Origin of the sequence: Pseudomonas sp. KU43P, assembly GCF_033095865.1 — a bacterium.
Classification (GTDB): domain Bacteria; phylum Pseudomonadota; class Gammaproteobacteria; order Pseudomonadales; family Pseudomonadaceae; genus Aquipseudomonas.
Genome location: NZ_AP019365.1, coordinates 5,459,506 through 5,477,919, shown reverse-complemented (window position 1 = coordinate 5,477,919; position 18,414 = coordinate 5,459,506). Strand labels below are relative to the sequence as shown.

General features: G+C 64.7%; 15 protein-coding genes. 7 read left to right on the top strand and 8 right to left on the bottom strand.

The window, feature by feature from the left end; translation table 11 throughout:
* The first annotated feature begins 54 nt into the window (after nucleotides 1-54).
* Genes waaF through KU43P_RS25110 form a run of 7 tightly spaced genes read left to right on the top strand, consistent with a single transcriptional unit; the run spans nucleotide 55 to nucleotide 7,012 of the window.
* Nucleotides 55-1,104 carry a lipopolysaccharide heptosyltransferase II gene (waaF, locus tag KU43P_RS25140; protein ID WP_317660151.1) on the top strand — a complete coding sequence of 350 codons (1,050 nt, stop codon included), beginning with the start codon at nucleotides 55-57 and terminating at the stop codon, nucleotides 1,102-1,104.
* Complete coding sequence (gene waaC, locus KU43P_RS25135; protein ID WP_317660150.1) at nucleotides 1,105-2,163, top strand: lipopolysaccharide heptosyltransferase I; 1,059 nt, start codon at nucleotides 1,105-1,107, stop codon at nucleotides 2,161-2,163. It abuts the gene before it with no gap.
* Nucleotides 2,163-3,287: a glycosyltransferase family 4 protein gene (locus KU43P_RS25130; RefSeq protein WP_317660149.1), complete on the top strand. Its 1,125-nt coding sequence runs from the start codon at nucleotides 2,163-2,165 to the stop codon at nucleotides 3,285-3,287. Before waaC ends, KU43P_RS25130 begins: the two co-directional genes overlap by 1 nt.
* Nucleotides 3,284-4,090 (top strand): lipopolysaccharide core heptose(I) kinase RfaP, encoded by an 807-nt coding sequence (rfaP, locus tag KU43P_RS25125; protein WP_317660148.1) that lies wholly within the window; start codon nucleotides 3,284-3,286, stop codon nucleotides 4,088-4,090. Before KU43P_RS25130 ends, rfaP begins: the two co-directional genes overlap by 4 nt.
* On the top strand, nucleotides 4,090-4,824 hold the full coding sequence (locus KU43P_RS25120) for a lipopolysaccharide kinase InaA family protein (protein ID WP_317660147.1): 735 nt from the start codon (nucleotides 4,090-4,092) through the stop codon (nucleotides 4,822-4,824). The genes rfaP and KU43P_RS25120 overlap by 1 nt, the downstream gene beginning before the upstream one ends.
* Nucleotides 4,821-5,573, top strand: coding sequence for a lipopolysaccharide kinase InaA family protein (locus KU43P_RS25115; protein WP_317660146.1), 753 nt, complete (start codon nucleotides 4,821-4,823; stop codon nucleotides 5,571-5,573). Before KU43P_RS25120 ends, KU43P_RS25115 begins: the two co-directional genes overlap by 4 nt.
* Nucleotides 5,573-7,012, top strand: a complete 1,440-nt coding sequence (locus tag KU43P_RS25110) for a lipopolysaccharide kinase InaA family protein (RefSeq protein WP_317660145.1) — start codon at nucleotides 5,573-5,575, stop codon at nucleotides 7,010-7,012. Before KU43P_RS25115 ends, KU43P_RS25110 begins: the two co-directional genes overlap by 1 nt.
* 108 nt (nucleotides 7,013-7,120) lie before the next feature.
* On the opposite strand, the gene KU43P_RS25105 is transcribed toward KU43P_RS25110, so the two are convergent.
* From KU43P_RS25105 to KU43P_RS25070, 8 genes are all read right to left on the bottom strand, one after another.
* A complete protein-coding gene (locus KU43P_RS25105; protein ID WP_317660144.1) occupies nucleotides 7,121-9,892 on the bottom strand; it encodes a dermonecrotic toxin domain-containing protein in 2,772 nt (923 codons plus the stop codon).
* A gap of 72 nt (nucleotides 9,893-9,964) precedes the next feature.
* A complete protein-coding gene (locus KU43P_RS25100) occupies nucleotides 9,965-10,144 on the bottom strand; it encodes a hypothetical protein (protein WP_317660143.1) in 180 nt (59 codons plus the stop codon).
* Nucleotides 10,141-11,253 (bottom strand): PepSY-associated TM helix domain-containing protein, encoded by a 1,113-nt coding sequence (locus tag KU43P_RS25095; RefSeq protein WP_317660142.1) that lies wholly within the window; start codon nucleotides 11,251-11,253, stop codon nucleotides 10,141-10,143. The genes KU43P_RS25100 and KU43P_RS25095 overlap by 4 nt, the downstream gene beginning before the upstream one ends.
* Before the next feature lie 82 nt (nucleotides 11,254-11,335).
* Entirely contained in the window at nucleotides 11,336-13,768 is a 2,433-nt protein-coding gene (locus tag KU43P_RS25090) for a TonB-dependent siderophore receptor (RefSeq protein WP_317660141.1), read from the bottom strand.
* Nucleotides 13,769-13,980: 212 nt separating this feature from the next.
* Nucleotides 13,981-14,937 (bottom strand): FecR domain-containing protein, encoded by a 957-nt coding sequence (locus KU43P_RS25085; RefSeq protein WP_317660140.1) that lies wholly within the window; start codon nucleotides 14,935-14,937, stop codon nucleotides 13,981-13,983.
* Nucleotides 14,934-15,452 (bottom strand): RNA polymerase sigma factor, encoded by a 519-nt coding sequence (locus KU43P_RS25080; RefSeq protein ID WP_317660139.1) that lies wholly within the window; start codon nucleotides 15,450-15,452, stop codon nucleotides 14,934-14,936. Before KU43P_RS25080 ends, KU43P_RS25085 begins: the two co-directional genes overlap by 4 nt.
* Nucleotides 15,453-15,669: 217 nt before the next feature.
* Entirely contained in the window at nucleotides 15,670-16,380 is a 711-nt protein-coding gene (locus KU43P_RS25075) for a PolC-type DNA polymerase III (RefSeq protein WP_317660138.1), read from the bottom strand.
* Nucleotides 16,377-18,314: a putative nucleotidyltransferase substrate binding domain-containing protein gene (locus KU43P_RS25070; protein WP_317660137.1), complete on the bottom strand. Its 1,938-nt coding sequence runs from the start codon at nucleotides 18,312-18,314 to the stop codon at nucleotides 16,377-16,379. The genes KU43P_RS25075 and KU43P_RS25070 overlap by 4 nt, the downstream gene beginning before the upstream one ends.
* Nucleotides 18,315-18,414: the final 100 nt, after the last annotated feature.

Here is an 18,414-nt window from a genome sequence, read left to right as displayed (position 1 = left end):
GGAGGCCAGGCTGTAACGCAGCCTGCAGCCTCCCCGAGCGTTTCTGGACTAAGCATGAGAATACTGATCATTGGCCCCAGCTGGGTCGGCGACATGGTGATGGCGCAGACCCTGTTCCAGTGCCTGAAACAGCAGCACCCCGACTGCGTGATCGATGTGCTGGCCCCCGAGTGGAGCCGGCCGATCCTTGAGCGCATGCCCGAGGTGCGCCAGGCCTTGAGCTTCCCGCTCGGTCACGGCGCGCTGGAGCTGGCCACGCGCCGGCGTATCGGCAAGTCCCTGGCCGGCCAGTACGACCAGGCCATCCTCCTGCCCAACTCGCTGAAGTCGGCACTGGTGCCATTCTTCGCTGGCATCCCCAAGCGCACCGGCTGGCGTGGTGAAATGCGTTTCGGCCTGCTCAACGACGTGCGCAAGCTGGACAAGGCCCGCTACCCGTTGATGATCGAGCGCTTCATGGCCCTGGCCTATGCACCCAACGCCGAGCTGCCGCAGCCCTATCCGCGCCCCAGCCTGCAGATCGAAGCCCAGAGCCGCGAAGCGGCCATGGCCAAGTTCGGGCTGGAGCTCGACCGCCCGGTCTTGGCACTGTGCCCTGGTGCCGAGTTCGGCGAGGCCAAGCGCTGGCCTTCGGAGCACTACGCCGAGGTGGCCGACGCGATGATTCGCCAGGGCTGGCAGGTGTGGCTGTTCGGCTCGAAAAACGACCACGCTGTCGGCGAGCAGATCCGTGACCGGCTGATTCCGGGCTTGCGTGAGGAGTCCTACAACCTGGCGGGTGAAACCTCGCTGGCCGAGGCCATCGACCTGATGTCCTGCGCCAATGCCGTGGTCTCCAACGACTCCGGCCTGATGCATGTGGCCGCAGCGTTGAACCGCCCGCTGGTGGCCGTGTACGGTTCGACGTCCCCAGGCTTCACGCCACCGCTGGCGGAGCAGGTGGAGATCGTGCGCACCGGTATCGAATGCAGCCCGTGCTTCGACCGCACCTGCCGCTTCGGCCACTACAATTGCCTGCGCCTGCTGGAGCCTGGCAAAGTCATTGCCGCCCTGCACAGCCTGGGCGGGCCGAACCTGATCGATACCGTGGCCGAGGTCGACTAAGTGCGGGTACTGATCATCAAGACCTCGTCGCTGGGCGATGTGATCCACACACTGCCAGCGCTCACCGATGCCGCGCACGCGATCCCGGGCATCCGCTTCGACTGGGTGGTGGAAGAAGGCTTTGCCGAAATCCCCAGCTGGCATCCGGCGGTCGACCGAGTCATCCCGGTGGCCATCCGCCGTTGGCGCAAGAACCTCTGGCAGACCCTCAAGAGCGGCGAGTGGAAGGCCTTTAAACAACGCCTGCGCGAGCACAAGTACGACCTGGTGATCGACGCCCAGGGCCTGGTCAAGTCGGCCTGGCTGACCCGCTACGTCAAGGCGCCGGTGGCCGGCCTCGACCGTTACTCGGCCCGTGAAGGCCTGGCCAGCCGCTTCTATGACCGGCGCCTGTCGGTCGCGGTCGGCCAGCACGCGGTGGAACGTGTGCGCCAACTGTTCGCCATGGCCCTGGCCTATGACCTGCCAGAAGGGATCGGTAACTACGGCCTGGACCTCGACCGCCTGCAACTGCCGCCGGCCGCTCCCTACGTGGTGTTCCTGCATGGCACCACCTGGGCGACCAAGCACTGGCCCGAGGCCTATTGGCGTGAACTGGCCGAACGCCTGGGCCGGCGCAAGCTGCAGGTGCGCCTGCCGTGGGGCAACCCGGCGGAGAAGGCGCGTGCCGAGCGCATCGCCCAGGGCTTGAATAACTGCCAGGTGCTGCCCAAATTGAACCTTGCCGGCGTCGCCCGAGTGCTGGCGGCGGCCAAGGCCTGCGTGGCGGTGGATACCGGCCTCGGCCACCTGGCCGCCGCGCTGGATGTGCCGACCATTTCCCTGTTCGGCCCGACCAACCCAGGCCTGACCGGCGCCTATGGCCGCGTCCAGGTCCACCAGGCCAGCGACTTCCCTTGCGCGCCATGCCTGCAGAAAAAGTGCACCTACAAACCGAGCGCCGACGACCTGCGCCGGTTCGATCTGAAACGCGAGTGGCCGCTGTGCTTCACTCGCCTGAATCCCGAGCATGTAGCGAGCCGCTTGAGCGCGCTGCTGCTGGCTGAGGATGTCCGTTGATGCAACTGGCTTTCGTGCTTTACAAGTATTTCCCGTTCGGCGGGCTGCAGCGCGATTTCATGCGCATTGCCCTGGAGTGCCAGAAGCGGGGCCACCAGATCCGTGTCTACACGTTGATCTGGGAAGGTGATATTCCCCCGGGCTTCGAGGTGCTGGTGGCGCCGGTCAAGGCGATTTTCAACCACCGTCGCAACGAGAAACTCAGCGCCTGGATGGCCGCGGACCTGGCCAAGCGCCCGGTCGACCGGCTGGTGGGCTTCAACAAGATGCCGGGGCTGGACGTGTACTACGCCGCCGACGGCTGCTTCGAGGACAAGGCTCAGACCCTGCGTGGCGGCCTTTATCGGCGCTGGGGCCGCTACCGGCACTTTGCCGAGTACGAGCGGGCAGTGTTCGCCAAGGATGCGCACACCGAAGTACTGATGATTTCCGAGGTGCAGCAACCGCTGTTCATCAAGCACTACGGCACCCCTGTCGAGCGTTTCCACTTGCTGCCGCCGGGCATTTCCCAGGACCGTCGCGCGCCGGCCAATGCCGCCGAGATCCGTGCCGAGTTCCGCAAGGAGTTCAACCTGGGCGATGACGACCTGCTGCTGGTGCAGATCGGTTCGGGCTTCAAGACCAAGGGCGTGGACCGCAGCCTCAAGGCGCTGGCCGCACTCCCATCGGCGCTGCGCAAGCGTACGAAGCTGATGGTCATCGGCCAGGACGATCCCAAGGTCTTCCAGTTGCAGAGCGCTACCCTGGGCCTGGGCGATCAGGTGCAATTCCTCAAGGGGCGCAGCGATATCCCGCGCTTCCTGCTCGGCGCTGATGTGCTGATTCACCCGGCCTACAACGAGAACACCGGCACGGTGCTGCTCGAAGCCCTGGTGGCCGGTTTGCCGGTGCTGGTGTCCAAGGTCTGCGGCTACGCCCATTACATCGCCGAGGCCGACAGCGGCCTGGTGCTGGACGAGCCGTTCGAGCAGGAGCAACTCAACCGCTACCTGCAACGCATGCTCGAAGAGCCGCAAGCGCGGGCCGACTGGTCGCGCAACGGCCTGGCCTTCGCCGAGACCGCAGACCTGTACAGCATGCCGCAGCATGCTGCCGACGTGATCCTGGGGCAGGAGACCGCATGAAGCTGATACTGGCCGAACCCTTCAAGCGCCTGTGGGCCGGGCGTGATGCCTTCGAGGCCGTGGAAGCGCTGCAAGGCGAGGTCTACCGCGAGCTGGAAGGACGCCGCACGCTGCGCACCGAGGTCGATGGCGAAGGGTTCTTCGTCAAGATTCACCGCGGCATCGGTTGGGGCGAGATCTTCAAGAACCTGTTCACTGCCAAGCTGCCGGTGCTCGGCGCGGGCCAGGAATGGCAGGCCATCCAGCGCCTGCATGAGGTGGGTGTGCCGACCATGACCGCGGTTGCCTATGGCGAGCGCGGCAGCAACCCGGCGACCCAGCACTCGTTCATCGTCACCGAAGAGCTGGCGCCGACCATCAGCCTGGAAGATTTCAGCCTCGACTGGGTCAAGCAGCCGCCCGAGCCCCGCCTCAAGCATGCGCTGATTGCCGAAGTGGCGAAGATGACCGGCGGCATGCACCGCGCCGGGGTCAACCACCGCGACTGCTACATCTGCCACTTTCTGCTGCACACCGACCGCCCGGTGACGGCGGATGACTTCAAACTGTCGGTCATCGACCTGCACCGCGCCCAGACCCGGGCGAAAATCAGCCGCCGCTGGCGCGACAAAGATCTGGCTGCGCTGTATTTCTCGGCGCTGGACATCGGCCTGACCCAGCGTGACAAGCTGCGCTTCCTGCGCGGGTACTTCCAGCGCCCGCTGCGCCAGGTCCTCCGCGATGAGGCGGCGCTGCTCGCCTGGCTCGACCGCAAGGCGCAGAAACTCTACGACCGCAAGCAACGCTATGGGGATGCACTCTGATGGCGGGTTGGAACCTGGCGCCGGGTTATGAACACCTGGCGGCGGACTTCGGCAGTCTCGATGCGGTGTTCGCCTTGCAGGGCGAGCGCCTGACACGCGACCCGCTCAGCGAGGTCATCCGTATCGAGCGGGACGGCGTCCACTATTACGTCAAGCGCTACACCGGTGCCGGCAAGCACATGCGCCGCTACCTGGGGCGGCCGCGCATCAAGGCCGAATGGCAGAACCTCAAGCAGTTCGCCAAGTGGGACATTCCCACTGCCGAAGTGGTCGCCTGGGGCATGGAGCGCCACGGCCTGGCATTTGGCCGTGGCGCGATGATCACCCGCGAGCTGCCGAACACCGAAGACCTGTCGGCGCTGGCGGATCGTAACGACCCACGGCTGGCCGACCGCGGCTGGGTCGACCACCTCAGCCGCCAGTTGGCGCGCCATACCCGGATCATGCACGAGCATCGTTTTGCCCATAACGACCTCAAATGGCGCAATCTGCTGGTCGACGATCACGGCACGGTGTTCTTCATCGACTGCCCGACCGGTGACTTCTGGCGCGGCTTCATGTGGCGCCACCGAATGATCAAGGACCTGGCCTGCCTGGACAAAGTAGCCAAATATCACCTGTCGGCGACCCAGCGCCTGCGTTTCTACCTGCAGTACCGCGGGCGCGAGCGCCTGAACGCGCGCGACAAGCGGCGCATTCGCCAGGTACTGAGTTTCTTCGAGGGAAGGGAATGACCGATTACCTGGCCAGCGCGGATCTGGCGCTGCTCAAGCGCCATGGCCTGAATGACTTCGAGGCGCTGTGGGCGCTGCAGCTCGACGCTGTGGACGAACCCAATACCGGCCGTGGTGGCTGGAGCAGCGTGTTCCGCCTGGAGCTCGAAGGCAAGGGCTACTACCTCAAGCGTCAGTGCGACTACCTGACCCGCACCTTGCACAGCCCATTCGGCGAGCCGACCTTCGCCCGTGAGTTCCGCAATATCACCCGCTACCAGAAGCTGCACATCCCGGCTCTGCAGGCGGTGTTCTATGGCGAGCGCAAGCAGGACGGCCAGCATCGGGCGATTCTGCTGACCCGTGCCTTGGACGACTGGAGCGACCTGGAAAGCCTGCTGGGCCGGTGGCCGCAACTGGCCGAGGCCGAGCGTGCCGGCATTCTCCAGGCCACCGGCCAACTGGCGTGTACGCTGCACAGCGCCGGTCAGGTGCACGGTTGCTTCTACCCCAAGCACATCTTCCTGCGTCAACGCCGTGACGGCTGGGACGCGCAACTGATCGACCTGGAAAAGACCCGGCCGCTGCTGTTCGGCAAACGTGACCGGCTCAAGGACCTGGAGCCGCTGCTGCGCCGCGCCCGTGCCTGGAGCGAGGCGGACGTGCGCCAACTGCTGGCCGCCTACCTGACCAAGCCAGCCGACAGTGCCCTGGTCGATGACTGGCTGCAACGCTTGACGCAACGCCGTCGTGAAAAAGAGGCCCGCTGATGCGTTTGTCTGAATTGAAAGCCACCGGGCGCAGCCCATCGCTGCCGCTGTCGGTGACCCTGGCCGATGCGGCCGGTAGCGCCGAGCTGCAGCTGTTGAGCCTGCTGCGTGTGTTACCGGGCCAGCGCTATGTCGGTGCCGGCGTCTGGCGTGGCACCCCGGTGCTGGCCAAGCTGCTGGTGGGCAGCAGTGCCGCGCGGCACTTCCAGCGTGAGCTGGAAGGTGTGAAGCTGCTGGCCGAACAAGGCCTGACCACGCCGAAACTGCTGGCCGACGGCCTGAAGGAAGGCGAGGGCGGCTGGTTGCTGTTCGAATACCTCGACGGTGCCGAAAGCCTGGCCGATGCCTGGGCCGCAGTGGAAAACCTGCCGGTGCTTGCGGACGAACAGCACCTGGTGCTTGGCGAAGCGCTGACCGCTGTGGCACAGATGCATGCCAAGGGCCTGTGGCAGGAAGACCTGCACCTGGACAACCTGTTGCGTCACGGCGGCAAGCTGTATCTGATCGACGGCGCCGGCATCAAGGCCGAAACGCCTGGCCAGCAGTTGTCGCGCCCGCGCGTGCTGGAAAACCTCGGCGTGTTCTTCGCCCAGTTGCCCAAGCGCCTGGAACCGTTCATCGAAGAGCTGCTGGTGCACTACCTGCTGGCCAACGCCGAGCATGCCTTGCCGATGGAAGCACTGCAGAAACAGGTGGACAAGGTGCGCAACTGGCGCCTGAAGGATTACCTGGAAAAGGCTGGCCGCGAATGCACGTTGTTCAGCGTCGAGCGCAACATGTCCGGCCTGCGGGCCATTCGCCGTGGCGAAGTGGAGGCCATGCTGCCGGTGCTGGAGCAGGCCGATGCCCTGATCGACCAGGGGCATTTGTACAAGACCGGCGGTGCCGCCAGCGTGGCGCGCATTGAGGTGGGCGGTCGCACGCTGGTACTCAAACGCTACAACATCAAAAATACCGCGCACTGGTTCAAGCGCTTCTGGCGCCCAAGCCGGGCTTGGCATTCATGGATCGAAGGCCACCGGCTGGAGTTTCTGGACATTGCCACACCGCGCCCGCTGGCAGTGCTGGAGCAACGGGTCATGGGCCTGCGCAGCCGGGCATTTTTGGTCACCGAATTTGCCGATGGCCCGGACCTGACCGCATGCTTCGCGCCCTATGTGGAAAACGGCGATGCGCCGGAGGAGCAGATCGATGCATTGGTGCACCTGATGCAGCAGCTGATCCGCGAACGCATCAGCCATGGTGACTTCAAGGGCCACAACCTGTTCTGGCAGGACGGCCAGTGGTCGCTGATCGACCTCGACGCCATGTGCCAGCATGCCACCCAGCTCAGTTTCGCACCGGCCTATGCCCGGGACCGCGCCCGGTTGCTGCGCAACTGGCCGAGTGGCAGCGCCCTGCATCAACGCCTTGACCGTTTACTGCCGAAGTTGGACTAGCTCAACGCGATCCCTGTGGGAGCCGGCTTGCCGGCGATAGGGCCCGAACAGACAGTTCAGGGTTGCCTGTTCCGGCCTCATCGCCGGCAAGCCGGCTCCTACAGCGCTTCAGGCAGACTGGGTTGGTGCATCCGGCAGCGGCAACCAGTCACTGCTGCGCCCGGCCTGGCGCACGCGAACCAGCCATGTGCGCGCCTCCCAGCGCAACACTGCCCAAGGCACCACCCCGGCGTCCTGTGCTGCCGGGATGGCTAGATGCAAACGATCCGGCAGTAGATGCCGACGCACCGGCAATTGCCCCTTGTGCAACTGCAGGTACAACTGCCCATCCGCCTCATGCAGCCCTTTCTCCGGCTCCAGCGCCATACCCTCGAGCGGCTCGCTCAGGTAACAGTCATCCACCATCTGCTGCACATCCGGCAGCCCGTCATGCCAGAGCAATGGCGAGTCGATCACCCATTGCCCGTCGGCCTTGCGCTTCACCGGTTGCTGCAGGTAGGCATCCGGCTGCTCGGGGTCGATGGCCCGCCAGCGCTGGCCATCGAAGCTGACCTTGTAGTGACGGTTGTCCTTGTCCTTGACGAAGTACTGCGACATCCCTCCAAACGGCGAGATCTGCTCGTACACCCCTTCGCCGTAGATGCCATCGATGCGGTAGCGCAAGGTGCTGACATCCACCTGCACCTCGAAGCGTTTGGGCAAGGGTAATGGCGGTTGCTTGGGCATGCCGCGCAAGGTGCGTCGAAGCAAGCCGGAGCCGGCGTAGCTGATGGCGGCGTCGTTGGCATGGCTGAGGGCGTTGTAGGCATGGCGTAGCACGCCTTCTGCATCATCCTGCTTGAACGCGTTGACGCCGTCCCAGATATCGATGGTCATACGCCCGACGGACAGGGCCAGCAAGGCCCGGCTGGGCAGCAGCAGGCTGATGAAGTCGAGCAGGCGCCAGGACAGGTCGAGGATCGACTGCGCGTCGACTTCCCTGGTCGTCCTGCTGTTGGAAGCGGCGTCGGCCAGCATGGCGCGGGCTTCGGCCATGTAGCAGGCATAGAACAGGTCGTCTTCGATCTCGGGCGTTTTCAGGGAGGTGCTGAGCTTGCCCTTGCTCAACAGGCGCCTGACCTGCGCGGCAGGCAGCAGGGGCAAACGCTCGACCACGTAGTCGCTCAGACGGGGCTGCTGGCGTAGGGTGCGCAGTAGCTCGCGGGTGTTGTGGAATCGGCGCCAAGCCCTGCGGTCCGGTGCATCCGGGGTGTACAACACGCAACTGGGGGAGCGCTGGGCGGTGGTGTTGATCAACAGCACGCCTTGCAGCGTGTGTCCCAGGATGCGCAGTTGCCGGACCTTGATCGCATAACCTGCCACCAGCGGGCGCAAAGCGTTGTGCGGATAATCGATCACGGCGTTCGCCCATTGATAGCCATGTTCGAAGGGGTCATCGCCGAAGTGCCCGGCATAACGGGCCTTGGCCGCTTCGGCACGCAGGCGAGCACGGTTGATCAGGGCATGATTGCGCAGTCGCCACTTTCCGGCCCTGGACGTGATCAGCTGGGTTTGCAGGAAGTCTTTGTAACTGCCACCGACGTTCAGATCCCTGATCAGGCTCTTTACATAAACTGGCGACAATTCGGGCGGCAGCGCCTTGCCCTGACGGTGCGTCACCTGTGCGGTCAGCCAGTAGTCGGTATCGAACCACGGCAGGTTGCGCAGGGCCAGTTGGTCCAGCGACTGGGTCTCCTTGACCATTTCGATCATTTCATCGCCCACCCGCTTCAAGCCGTGGTAGGCAATGTAGGACGAGGTGGCGAACGGGTGCAGTATGGCCCCGGTTCGCCGCGTGCGGACCACGCTGACCTGAATCTGTTCGGGTGGGCTGTCGATGCCCAGGTCGCTGCGCAAGCGCTCACCCAGGCGCGCCTTGGCCCAGGCGAGCAGGCTGTGCTTCTGGGTGAACGCTTGGATGTCGAGAATACCAGGGGCCGCCGCCCGCTCGGCTGCTGCCACCAGTTCCTGCATGGTTTGCATGATGTGACTGAGCCCTTGGTGGCCTGCATTGCGCAGCCAATTGGGCAGGTTCTTTTCCAGCAATAGCGAGTAACGTGTACGCACCAAGGCCTGGCTGTCGATGTCTCGATCCAGCGCCATGGCGGCGTTCAGCCGCTCGTGGGTAGCGTCGAGCCACAGATCCGGGTCGTTGCAGCGTTGACGCTGGGCGTCGATGAGCAAGTCGATCTGCGCTTCGAGCAGGCTGTCGGCGTACCAGTCATAGCGCAGGCGCTGTGCCTGGCGGGCACGCTCGGCTTGAGTGGGATCGCCGTAGAGGCGTAGCAGCGACTGGCTCTGCAAGGGGTCTTCGAGTCTTTCACACAGCTCCCGATGAAGGTCAGCGAGGGTGTCGAACGCTTCGATGCCTTGGGTCAGGCTGCATAACAGCACTGTGCCTGTCGTGGCGTGCTCGGTGAGGGTCCGGCCTTCCTCGGTGCCGCCGATGACCACCAGCATCCCCGGCAGGTAGCTGCGCCAGTTGGGGTGAACGTCTTGGAGCAGTAGGCGGTACACCTGCGAGCGTTGACCCAACGGCAAATGCCTGCGCTGGCCAGCCAGGGGGAAGGTGAGGCAGGTGTGCAGCAGTGCGGCCTGTTCGTCGCTCAGGGTCTGGTCATCCTGGCGCAGCCGGATTTCGGCGACCAGTTGGGCATTACGCAGCTGCAGCAGGTGTTGCCGGGGCGTCAGTCCTTCGCCGTCCGGTGTGCTCCAGAAACTGGCCAGGTCGCCATGCAGGCGAGCGCGTGTGGCTGCATCGTCGGTCTGGGGTGTCGGGAGCTTCTGCAGTAGTTCACGGATCTGTTGATCGATCCGTTCGAGTTGTTCCAGAGGTCGCATGCGGGCTGTTCCTTCTGACAAGGGCGCCCATGCTGAAAATGCCCGGCGCCTGTCAGGTGGTAGCCCGCTACCTCAACTGCGCCAGAACAGGGCCCGTGCGCTCAATAGAGCTGGAATGCCGAGCCCGAGCCAGGCCAGCACGTCCCAGGCACCGTCACCGAGCAGCGCCGCGAACAGCCCGACGGCGCCCAGCAGCGCGATCAGCAACGGCCAGGTAAACAGACGCCATGTGGATTGTGAACGGTGGCTCATGGGCGTTCTCCCTTGCCTTTGCGCTGCTTGCCCCACCACAGGTACAGGCCGCTGAGGAGCACGACGATGGTCAGCACATCGAGTATCGCCCAGAGAATCTGCATCGGCCGCCCACCGTAGTCGCCAAAGTGCAGTGGCTGCGACAGGCCCATGGCGTCCATGTACCAGGGGCGCTCGCCCACGGCAGTCACTTCGAGTGTGCGGGCATCGATCAGCACCGGGGTCAGCAGGTGCGAGGTCAGGTGCGTGGCGCCCTTCATGAAGACCGCGTAGTGGTGCTCGCTGGAAAAGCGCGTACCGGGGAAGGCGATGAAGTCCGGGCGCATACCGGGCGCGGCCTGCTCGGCGATGGCCAGCAACTGGGTGGCGGGGGCGCGTTCGGTGAGCGGTGGCGCCTCGCGGTATGGGGCGACCATGGCGGCCAGGCTGTCATTGCGCCAGGCAGCGATCACCAGGTCGGAGAGGGCGCTGATCACGCCGGTAACCCCCACGGTCAGCGCCCAGGCCAGGGTGACCACGCCGATCAGGTTGTGCAGGTCGAGCCAGCGCAGGCGCCGTGATTTGTCATGGCGCACCGTGGCGAATGCCAGGCGGCGCATGAACGGCGCGTAGAGCACCGTGCCGGAGACGATCGCCACGACGAAAAGCACGCCCATGAAGGCCAGCAGGAGCTTGCCGGGCAAGCCGGCGAACATGTCCACATGCAGGCGCAGCATCACCATCATGAAGCCGCCATTGGCAGCCGGCATGGCCACGGCTTCGCCGCTGCGCGCATCGAGCATGAAGGTGTGCGACGAGTTGGGTTCGGTGCCGGCGGTGGCGGCGGTAATCGCCATCACGCCGTTGGGCTCGTCTTCGTCGAAACCGAAATACTGCACCACTTCGCCAGGACGGTGCTGTTCGGCTTTGATCACCAGCTGTTGCATGTCGAGGTGGGGCGTGCCTGGTGGCAGCTCGCGCAGCTCGGCAGCATCGCCGAGCAGGTGTTCCAGTTCGTGGTGGAAGATCAGCGGCAGGCCGGTGAGGGCCAGCAACAGCAGGAACACTGTGCAGATCAGGCTGCTCCAGGTGTGGACCACGGACCAGCGGCGGATGGTTGGGCTTTTCATTACATTTTATTTCTCGACGTTCAGAAAGACCAAAGCCGCCCACGGGGGGCGGCTTGGCCGGCGCGCTCACAGCGTCACGTGCTTACCACTTGTAGGTGGCACTGGCGACGACGCTGCGCTCGTCGCCGTAGTAGCAGTAGTAGCCGTCGCAGGTAGAGAGGTAGTCCTTGTTCAGCAGGTTGGTGGCGTTGACGGCCACCGAGGCACCCTTGAGGCTGTTGTCCAGGCGGCCCAGGTCGTAGTGCACGGAGGCATCGAACACCGTGTAGGCATCGGCCTTGCCCAGGTAGGTGTTGGCCTCGTTGCCGTAGGTGTTGCCGGTGTAGCGCGCGCCGGCGCCGATGCCGAAGCCATCGAGCACGCCGGTGTGCCAGGTGTAGTCGGCCCACAGCGAGGCTTGCTGGTTGGGCATCAGTTGCAGGCGGTTGCCCTTGTACTGGCCGTCCTGCACTTCGGATTTGGCCAGGGTGTAGGCTGCGATCACCTTGAGGTTGTCGGTGACGTCGGAAACGGCTTCCAGCTCCAGGCCACGCACCTTCACTTCGCCGGTCTGGCTGGTGATGCTCACACCGCCGAAGTTGTTGGTGACCGAGACGTTTTTCTGGGTCAGGTCATACACGGCTGCCGAGAGCAAGGTGTTGGAACCCGGCGGCTGATACTTGATACCCAGTTCCCATTGCTTGCCTTCGGTTGGCTTGAACGACTTTTCCGGGTCTGCGCTGGCGTTGCTGACGGGCTGGAAGGACTCGGCATAGGACAGGTAGGGCACGAAGCCCGAGTCGAACACGTAGCTGATGGCAGCATTGCCGCTGAATTGCTTGTCGCGCTGGGTATTGGTGACGTCATCCTTGTTGAAGTACTTGGTGCCTGTATGCACCCAGTCCTCGCGGCCACCCAAGGTCAAGCGCCAGTTGTCCAGGGCCATCTGGTCTTGCACGTACACGCCGGTCTGACGGGTTTTCTGGTTGTAGTCGTAAAACGCAGTGGAGCGATCAGGACGGGTGATCGGCAGCCCGTAGACCGGATCGTTCACGTTGCTGTCGGGTACGTTGAAACCGAAGATCGACAGGTAGTTGGTATTGATGCGCTGGTGGTCCAAGCCGAGCAACAGGGTATGGCTGATGTCACCGGTGGCGAAGTCTGCCTGGAAGTTGTTGTCCACTGCGAACTGGCTGATGTCTTCATCGGTGTTGGTGGACATGCGGCTGACGGTGCCGTCGTCTTTCACCGGACCACCGGGCTGGTAGTAGGCGCCGGGCGTGATGGCCTGGAACGCCAGGTCCGATTTGGTGTAGCGCAGATTCTGGCGGAACTGCCAGACATCGTTGAGGCGGTGCTCGAAGGCATAGCCCAGCGCGTAGTAGGTGCGGTCGTAGAACTCGTAGTTCGGGTCACCCAGGTTCTTGTGGTGCGAGATGTCGCCGAACGGCATGTCGATCTTGGTGCCCTGGATCGGGCGGAACTGGCTGGTGGCGCCGGTATCGTCGCGGGTGAACTGGGTCAGCAGGGTCAACGAGGTGTCGTCGTCAATGTTCCAAGTCAGGCTTGGAGCGATGTTGTAGCGCTTGTCGTCGATATGGTCGATCTGCGTACCGCCGTCACGGATCACGCCGCTGACGCTGTACAGGAACTGGCCCTGGTCATCGATCTTGCCGGTGCTGGCAAAGTTGATCTGGCGATGGTTGTCGCTGCCGTACTGCAGTTCGATTTCGTTGGCGTTTTCGGCCTGTGGCCGGCGGCTGACCATGTCCAGCAGGCCACCAGGCGGGGTCTGGCCATAGATGGAGGAGGCCGGACCGCGCAGCAGGGCAAGGCGATCGAGGTTCCAGGTTTCAGCTTTAGGGTTGGCATACACACCGCGAGGCAGCGGCAGGCCATCGAGGAACTGGGTCGGCTCGAAGCCGCGCACGCGCATCCAGTCATAGCGGGTGTCGCTGCCGTAGCTGGCGGAGACGATGCCCGGCATGTAGCGCACGGCGTCGTCGAGGCTGTGCACGCCACGGTCGCTCATCTGCTGGCGGGTGGCGACGGAGATCGAGCGCGGCACTTCGACCAGCGCGGTATCGGTCTTGGTGCCAGCGGCGGTGCGCTTGGCGACGTAGCCCTCTACCGGGCCCCAAGCGCTTTCGCTGTCACTGTTGGCATTCACGCTGGTTTCCGGCAACGCCAGGCTGCCATCCGGAACGGCCACCAGGCTGTAGCTGCCGACGCTGCTCTGCTGCAGTTGCAGCCCTGTGCCACGCAAGGCCGCTTGCAGGGCGCCGAGGCCGTCGTACTGGCCGTTGACCGGTGCCGAATTGCGACCACTGACCAGCGCCGGGTCAATGGCCAGGGCAATGCCCGACTGGCTGGCGATCTGGTTCAGGGTGCTGGCCAGCGGGGCGCTGGGCAGGTTGTAGGCGCGCTGGGCGTTTTGCTCGGCGGCGAACAGGGCAGGGCTGGCCAATGGGGCGGCCAAGCCAATGGCCAGGGCCATCAGGCTGGGACGCAGGAAACGATCAACGGCACGGGACATGCAGCGGGCTCCTCGACGGATAAGTGCTTTCTGCTTCCTTGCCGAGCGAGATTTCAGAAGTGACAGGGGTAATCTGAAAAAAAGTGAGAATTATTTGGGTTCGGTTATTGGCTGTTCCGGCCCATCGCCGGCAAGCCGGCTCCCACAGGAAAGTCATTGCTCAGAAGGACTGTGCTTTCCCTGTGGGAGCCGGCTTGCCGGCGATAGGGCCTCTATTTAGGGACTACGGTCACCCACCATGGCGTATGGCGCTCGACCTTTACCGGCAACGCCGGCACCAGCGAGGCCAGTGCCAGGTCGGTATCGGTCAGCGGGAAGCTGCCCGACACGCGCAGGTCGGCGATTTCATCGGCCACCCCCAGGTGCCCGTTGCGGTACTGGCCGAGCTTGGCCAGCAGGTCAGCCAGGCGCACGTTGTCCACCACCAGCATGCCGCGGGTCCAGGCATCGGCGCCGGCTGGCACCGGGCCGACCTGGCCCAGGCCATTGGTGCTCATCAGCACCTGCTGGCCTTCGTGCAGCACTTGCTCGTCGCCACTGTTGAGCGGCATGGCGGCCACCGAGGACTGCAGAACCTCCAGGCGCGTGCCCTGGTCTTCGCGGCGCACCAGGAAGCGGGTGCCCAATGGGCGCAGGCGGCCATCGTCGGTGCGTACCAGCAGTGGGCGAGGGTCGTTGTGGCCGGTTTCGACCGAAATTTCGCCCTGGTGCAGGACCAGCACGCGTTGCTCGCCCTGGTAATCGATGTCGACCGCCGTGTGGCTGTTCAAGCTCAGCAGGGTGCCGTCTTCCAGGCGAAGCGTGCGCAGCTCGCCGGTGGCCGTGCGCTGATCCGCCAGCCAGTAACTGGGCTGCAGCGACGGCGCGCCCAGCCAGGCCAGCAGCGAACCGAGCAGGAGCATGCCGGCCAGCCCGCTGCCTGCCCTGCCGATTCGCCGGCGCAGGCTTACGCGCGATTGCAGCAGGGCCTGGCGGGCCGGGCCGGCGGCGGCGCTGACGCGCTGGTCAAGGACACCAAGCTGGCGCCAGGCGCGGGCATGTTCTTCGCTGGCGGCGTGCCAGCGCATGAATTCGTTGCGCTCATCGGCTGTGCCACTACCCTCGTCCAGGCTCAGTTTCCAGGCAATGGCGGCTTCCAGGACGCGGGCTGAAACCGGTGAAGCGTTCACGTCGGCTCCCCATACAGGGCGACATAGCACTGGCGCATGCCTTGGGCGATGTACTGGCGCACCCGCGACACCGACACCCCCAGGCGCTCGGCGATTTCGGCGTGGCCCATGCCGTCCAGGCGGTTGTGCAGGAAGGCCGCGCGGGCCTTGCTCGACAACTTGCCGAGCAGACGGTCGATGGCCTTGAGGTCTTCGAGGATCAGGTGCTGGATTTCCGGCGAGGGGTGCTCGGCTTCCGGGATGCGCGCCAGTTCGGCCAGGTAGGCCTGCTCCAGTGCGGCGCGGCGGAAGTGGTCGAACATCAGGCCCTTGGCCACGGCGGCGAGGAAGGCGCGGGGTTCGCGGGGGGTATCGAGCTGGTCGCGGCCGAGCAGGCGCACGAAGGTGTCCTGGCTCAGGTCTTCGGCCCGCTGACGGCAAGCCAGGCTGCGTTGCAGCCAGGCGAGCAGCCAGCCGCGATGGTCGCGATACAGCGCACCGACCAGATCGGCGTGTGGGCTTTGAGCAGAAGACACGCAGCGTCCCCCCGGAACGAATGCATTAACTAACGATAATTATTCGCGATTGTTGCAGAGGCGGGGGGTGGGGTGCAATGGACGCTTATCGGATTGCCAGCATGGAGGGGGGAATCGAGGTTGTCATGGCTAGCCCTATCGCCGGCCAGCCGGCGCCCACAGGTACGCCATGGGCCTTGTGAAAGCGGGCTTGCCAGCGATAGGGCCAATCCCTCTGTCAAAGGCCGTGGCTCTGCAATTTGCGCCGCCGCCACCCACGCACGCGCTGTTCCAGTTGCAACGGGCTATCGAGCTGCTGCCGGCGCGCCTGGCTCAGGAGAATCAGGGCCAGCTCCGCCGTCACCTGCGCATCGGCGCTGGCATGGTGGCGTTCTTCGATCTGCAGGCCGAAGCGCGCGACCCAGTCGTCCAGCCCGGCCTCGCGCAATACGGTATCGGGGTTGAGCATCGGGGCCAGCTCGGCCACGTCGAGAAAATGCTGCTGTAGCCGGTGACCAAGGCTTTCCTTCAATGCCCGGGCCAGCATGCGTTGATCGAACGGCGCATGGAAGGCCAGTACCGGGCTGGTACCGATGAACTCGAGCAGGTCGAGCAGGGCTTCAGCGGGGTCACATCCCGCAGCCAGGGCACTGGGCCCCAGCCCGTGGATCAGCACGCTGGCGTTGGTCTTCTGCGTCGGCCGGTGCAGGGTGCGCTCGAATTGCTGGGAAAAGTCGATGGCACCGTCTTCGATGGCCACGGCGCCGATCGACAGTACCTGATCTCGATTGGGGTTCAGGCCGCTGGTTTCCAGGTCGAGCACCACCCAGCGTTGCTCGCGCAATGAACATACGCCCAACGGCGCTGGCTTGGGCAAGCGCGACAGTCGTTCGCGCACGGCATCGTCGAGCGGCACGCTGACCGGGCGCAGCCAGGCGAACAGGCTCATAACTGGTACCGCAGGGCCAGGCTGCTCTGCAGGCGCTGGGCCTGGCGCAGCGACTCGCGCAGGATGCGCCGGTCCAGATGGTTGAGGCTGTCCGGGTCGAGGCGATTGGAGTAAGGCAGGTTGTCGCGGGTCTGCCGCTGGTGTTGCTGCATGCGGGTTTGCTGGATGAAGTGGTAGGCCTCTTCGTAGGCGGCGCCGTCGAGTGCTTCGATGACGCCTTTGTCGACCAGCTGACGCAGGCGCTCCAGGGTGTTGCAGGCGCCAATGCCATTGGCCAGGGCCAGCAGCCGGGCACCATCGACGAAGGGGGTCAGGCCCTGGACCTTGAGGTCGAGGGTGGCGGCCTTGTCGTTGCCCTGACGGGTCAGCACGAATTCGCGCAGGCGGCCCACCGGTGGCCGCTGGCGCAGGGCGTTGTCGGCCATCATGCGTTGGAAGATACGGTTGTCGGCCACGTGTTCAAGCAGGTTCTGGCGCAGCTGTTCGCAACCCTGTTCGTCGCCCCAGACCACGCGCAGGTCGAAGTAGATGCTCGAACCAAGCAGGTTCTCCGGGCTGGCCTCGCGGATGAAACCGGCGAAACGCCGTGCCCATTCGGTGCGCGACAGGCACAGCTCGGGGTTGCCGGCCATGACGTTGCCCTTGCACAGGGTAAAGCCACACTGGGCAAGGCACTGGTTGATGTACTGCGCCAGCGGCAGCAGGCGGGTGCGAATGGCCTCGGCCTCGGTGCTGTCGGCGGCGTCGAACAGGATGCCGTTGTCCTGGTCGGTGTGCAGGGTCTGTTCGCGGCGGCCTTCGCTGCCAAAGCACAGCCAACTGAAGGGCACGCCGGGGTCGCCGCGCTCAGCCAAGGCCAGCTCGATCACCCGGCATACGGTATGGTCGTTGAGCAGGGTGATGATCTGTGTGATCTGGGTCGAGGAGGCGCCGTGGGCGAGCATGCGCTCGACCAGCTGACCGATTTCGCCACGCAGCGAAACCAGGGTGTCCAGGCGTGGTGCGTGGCGGATGGTGCGCGCCAGATGCACCAGGTCGACACGTTGCAGGGAAAACAGATCGCGTTCCGACACCACGCCACACAGGCGCTGGTTTTCTACCAGGCAGACGTGGGCGATGTGCCGTTCGGTCATCGCCATGGCCCCGTCGAAGGCCGTGGCTTGCGGGCTGAGGTAGAACGGCTTGGCGGTCATGTGCCGGTCGATCGGCGCGCCCAGGTCGGCGTCGGCTTCGGCCACCACCTGGCGCAGGTCGCGCAGGGTGAAGATGCCCACCGGGTAGCGCTTCGGGTCGACCACCACGATGCTGCCGACCTGCTGCTCGTGCATCAGCCGCACGGCGTCACGCAGCGGAGTATCCGGCGTGCAGACCACCGGGTGACGCATGGCCAGCTCGCCGAGTGGCGTGTTCAGCGAGTACTGGGTACCGAGGGTTTCCACCGCACGCTGGCGCACTTGCTGATTGACCTGTTCGAGCAGGCTGCTGACACCACGCAGTGCAAAATCTCGAAACACATCCGACATCGAGAACAGGCGGATGAAGGCAGACTTGTTCAATTGCAGGCAGAAGGTGTCTTCGCCGGCCAGGTGCTCGGTGCGGGTGGCGCGTTCGCCAAGCAGGGCAGCCAGCGGGAAGCATTCGCCGCTGGTGATCTCGAAGGTGGTTTCCACGCCCGGCTTGACCAGGTGCTGGCGCTCGCCGACTACCCGGCCCTGCTTGACGATGTAGAAGTGCTCGACAGGGCCATCGGCGGGTTTGAGGATGCTTTCCCCGCTGGCGTAGAACCGCAGCTGGCATTGTTCCACCAGAAAGCCCAGATGGCTGTGCTCCATCTGGTTGAACGGGGGGAAGCGCTGCAGGAACTGCAGTGTGCCCTGAATGTTCTGCAGGACCGCGGTCCTGCCCGCCTGGCTGTAGGCGTCCTTTTTGCTCATGAAACTGACCGTATCGCTACGCCGAACTATATATATCTATATATAGGTGCCGGCCTTGTTGTTCTCGGCCCCCATGGTCGGCTGGTGGCCGTGTGGTGCC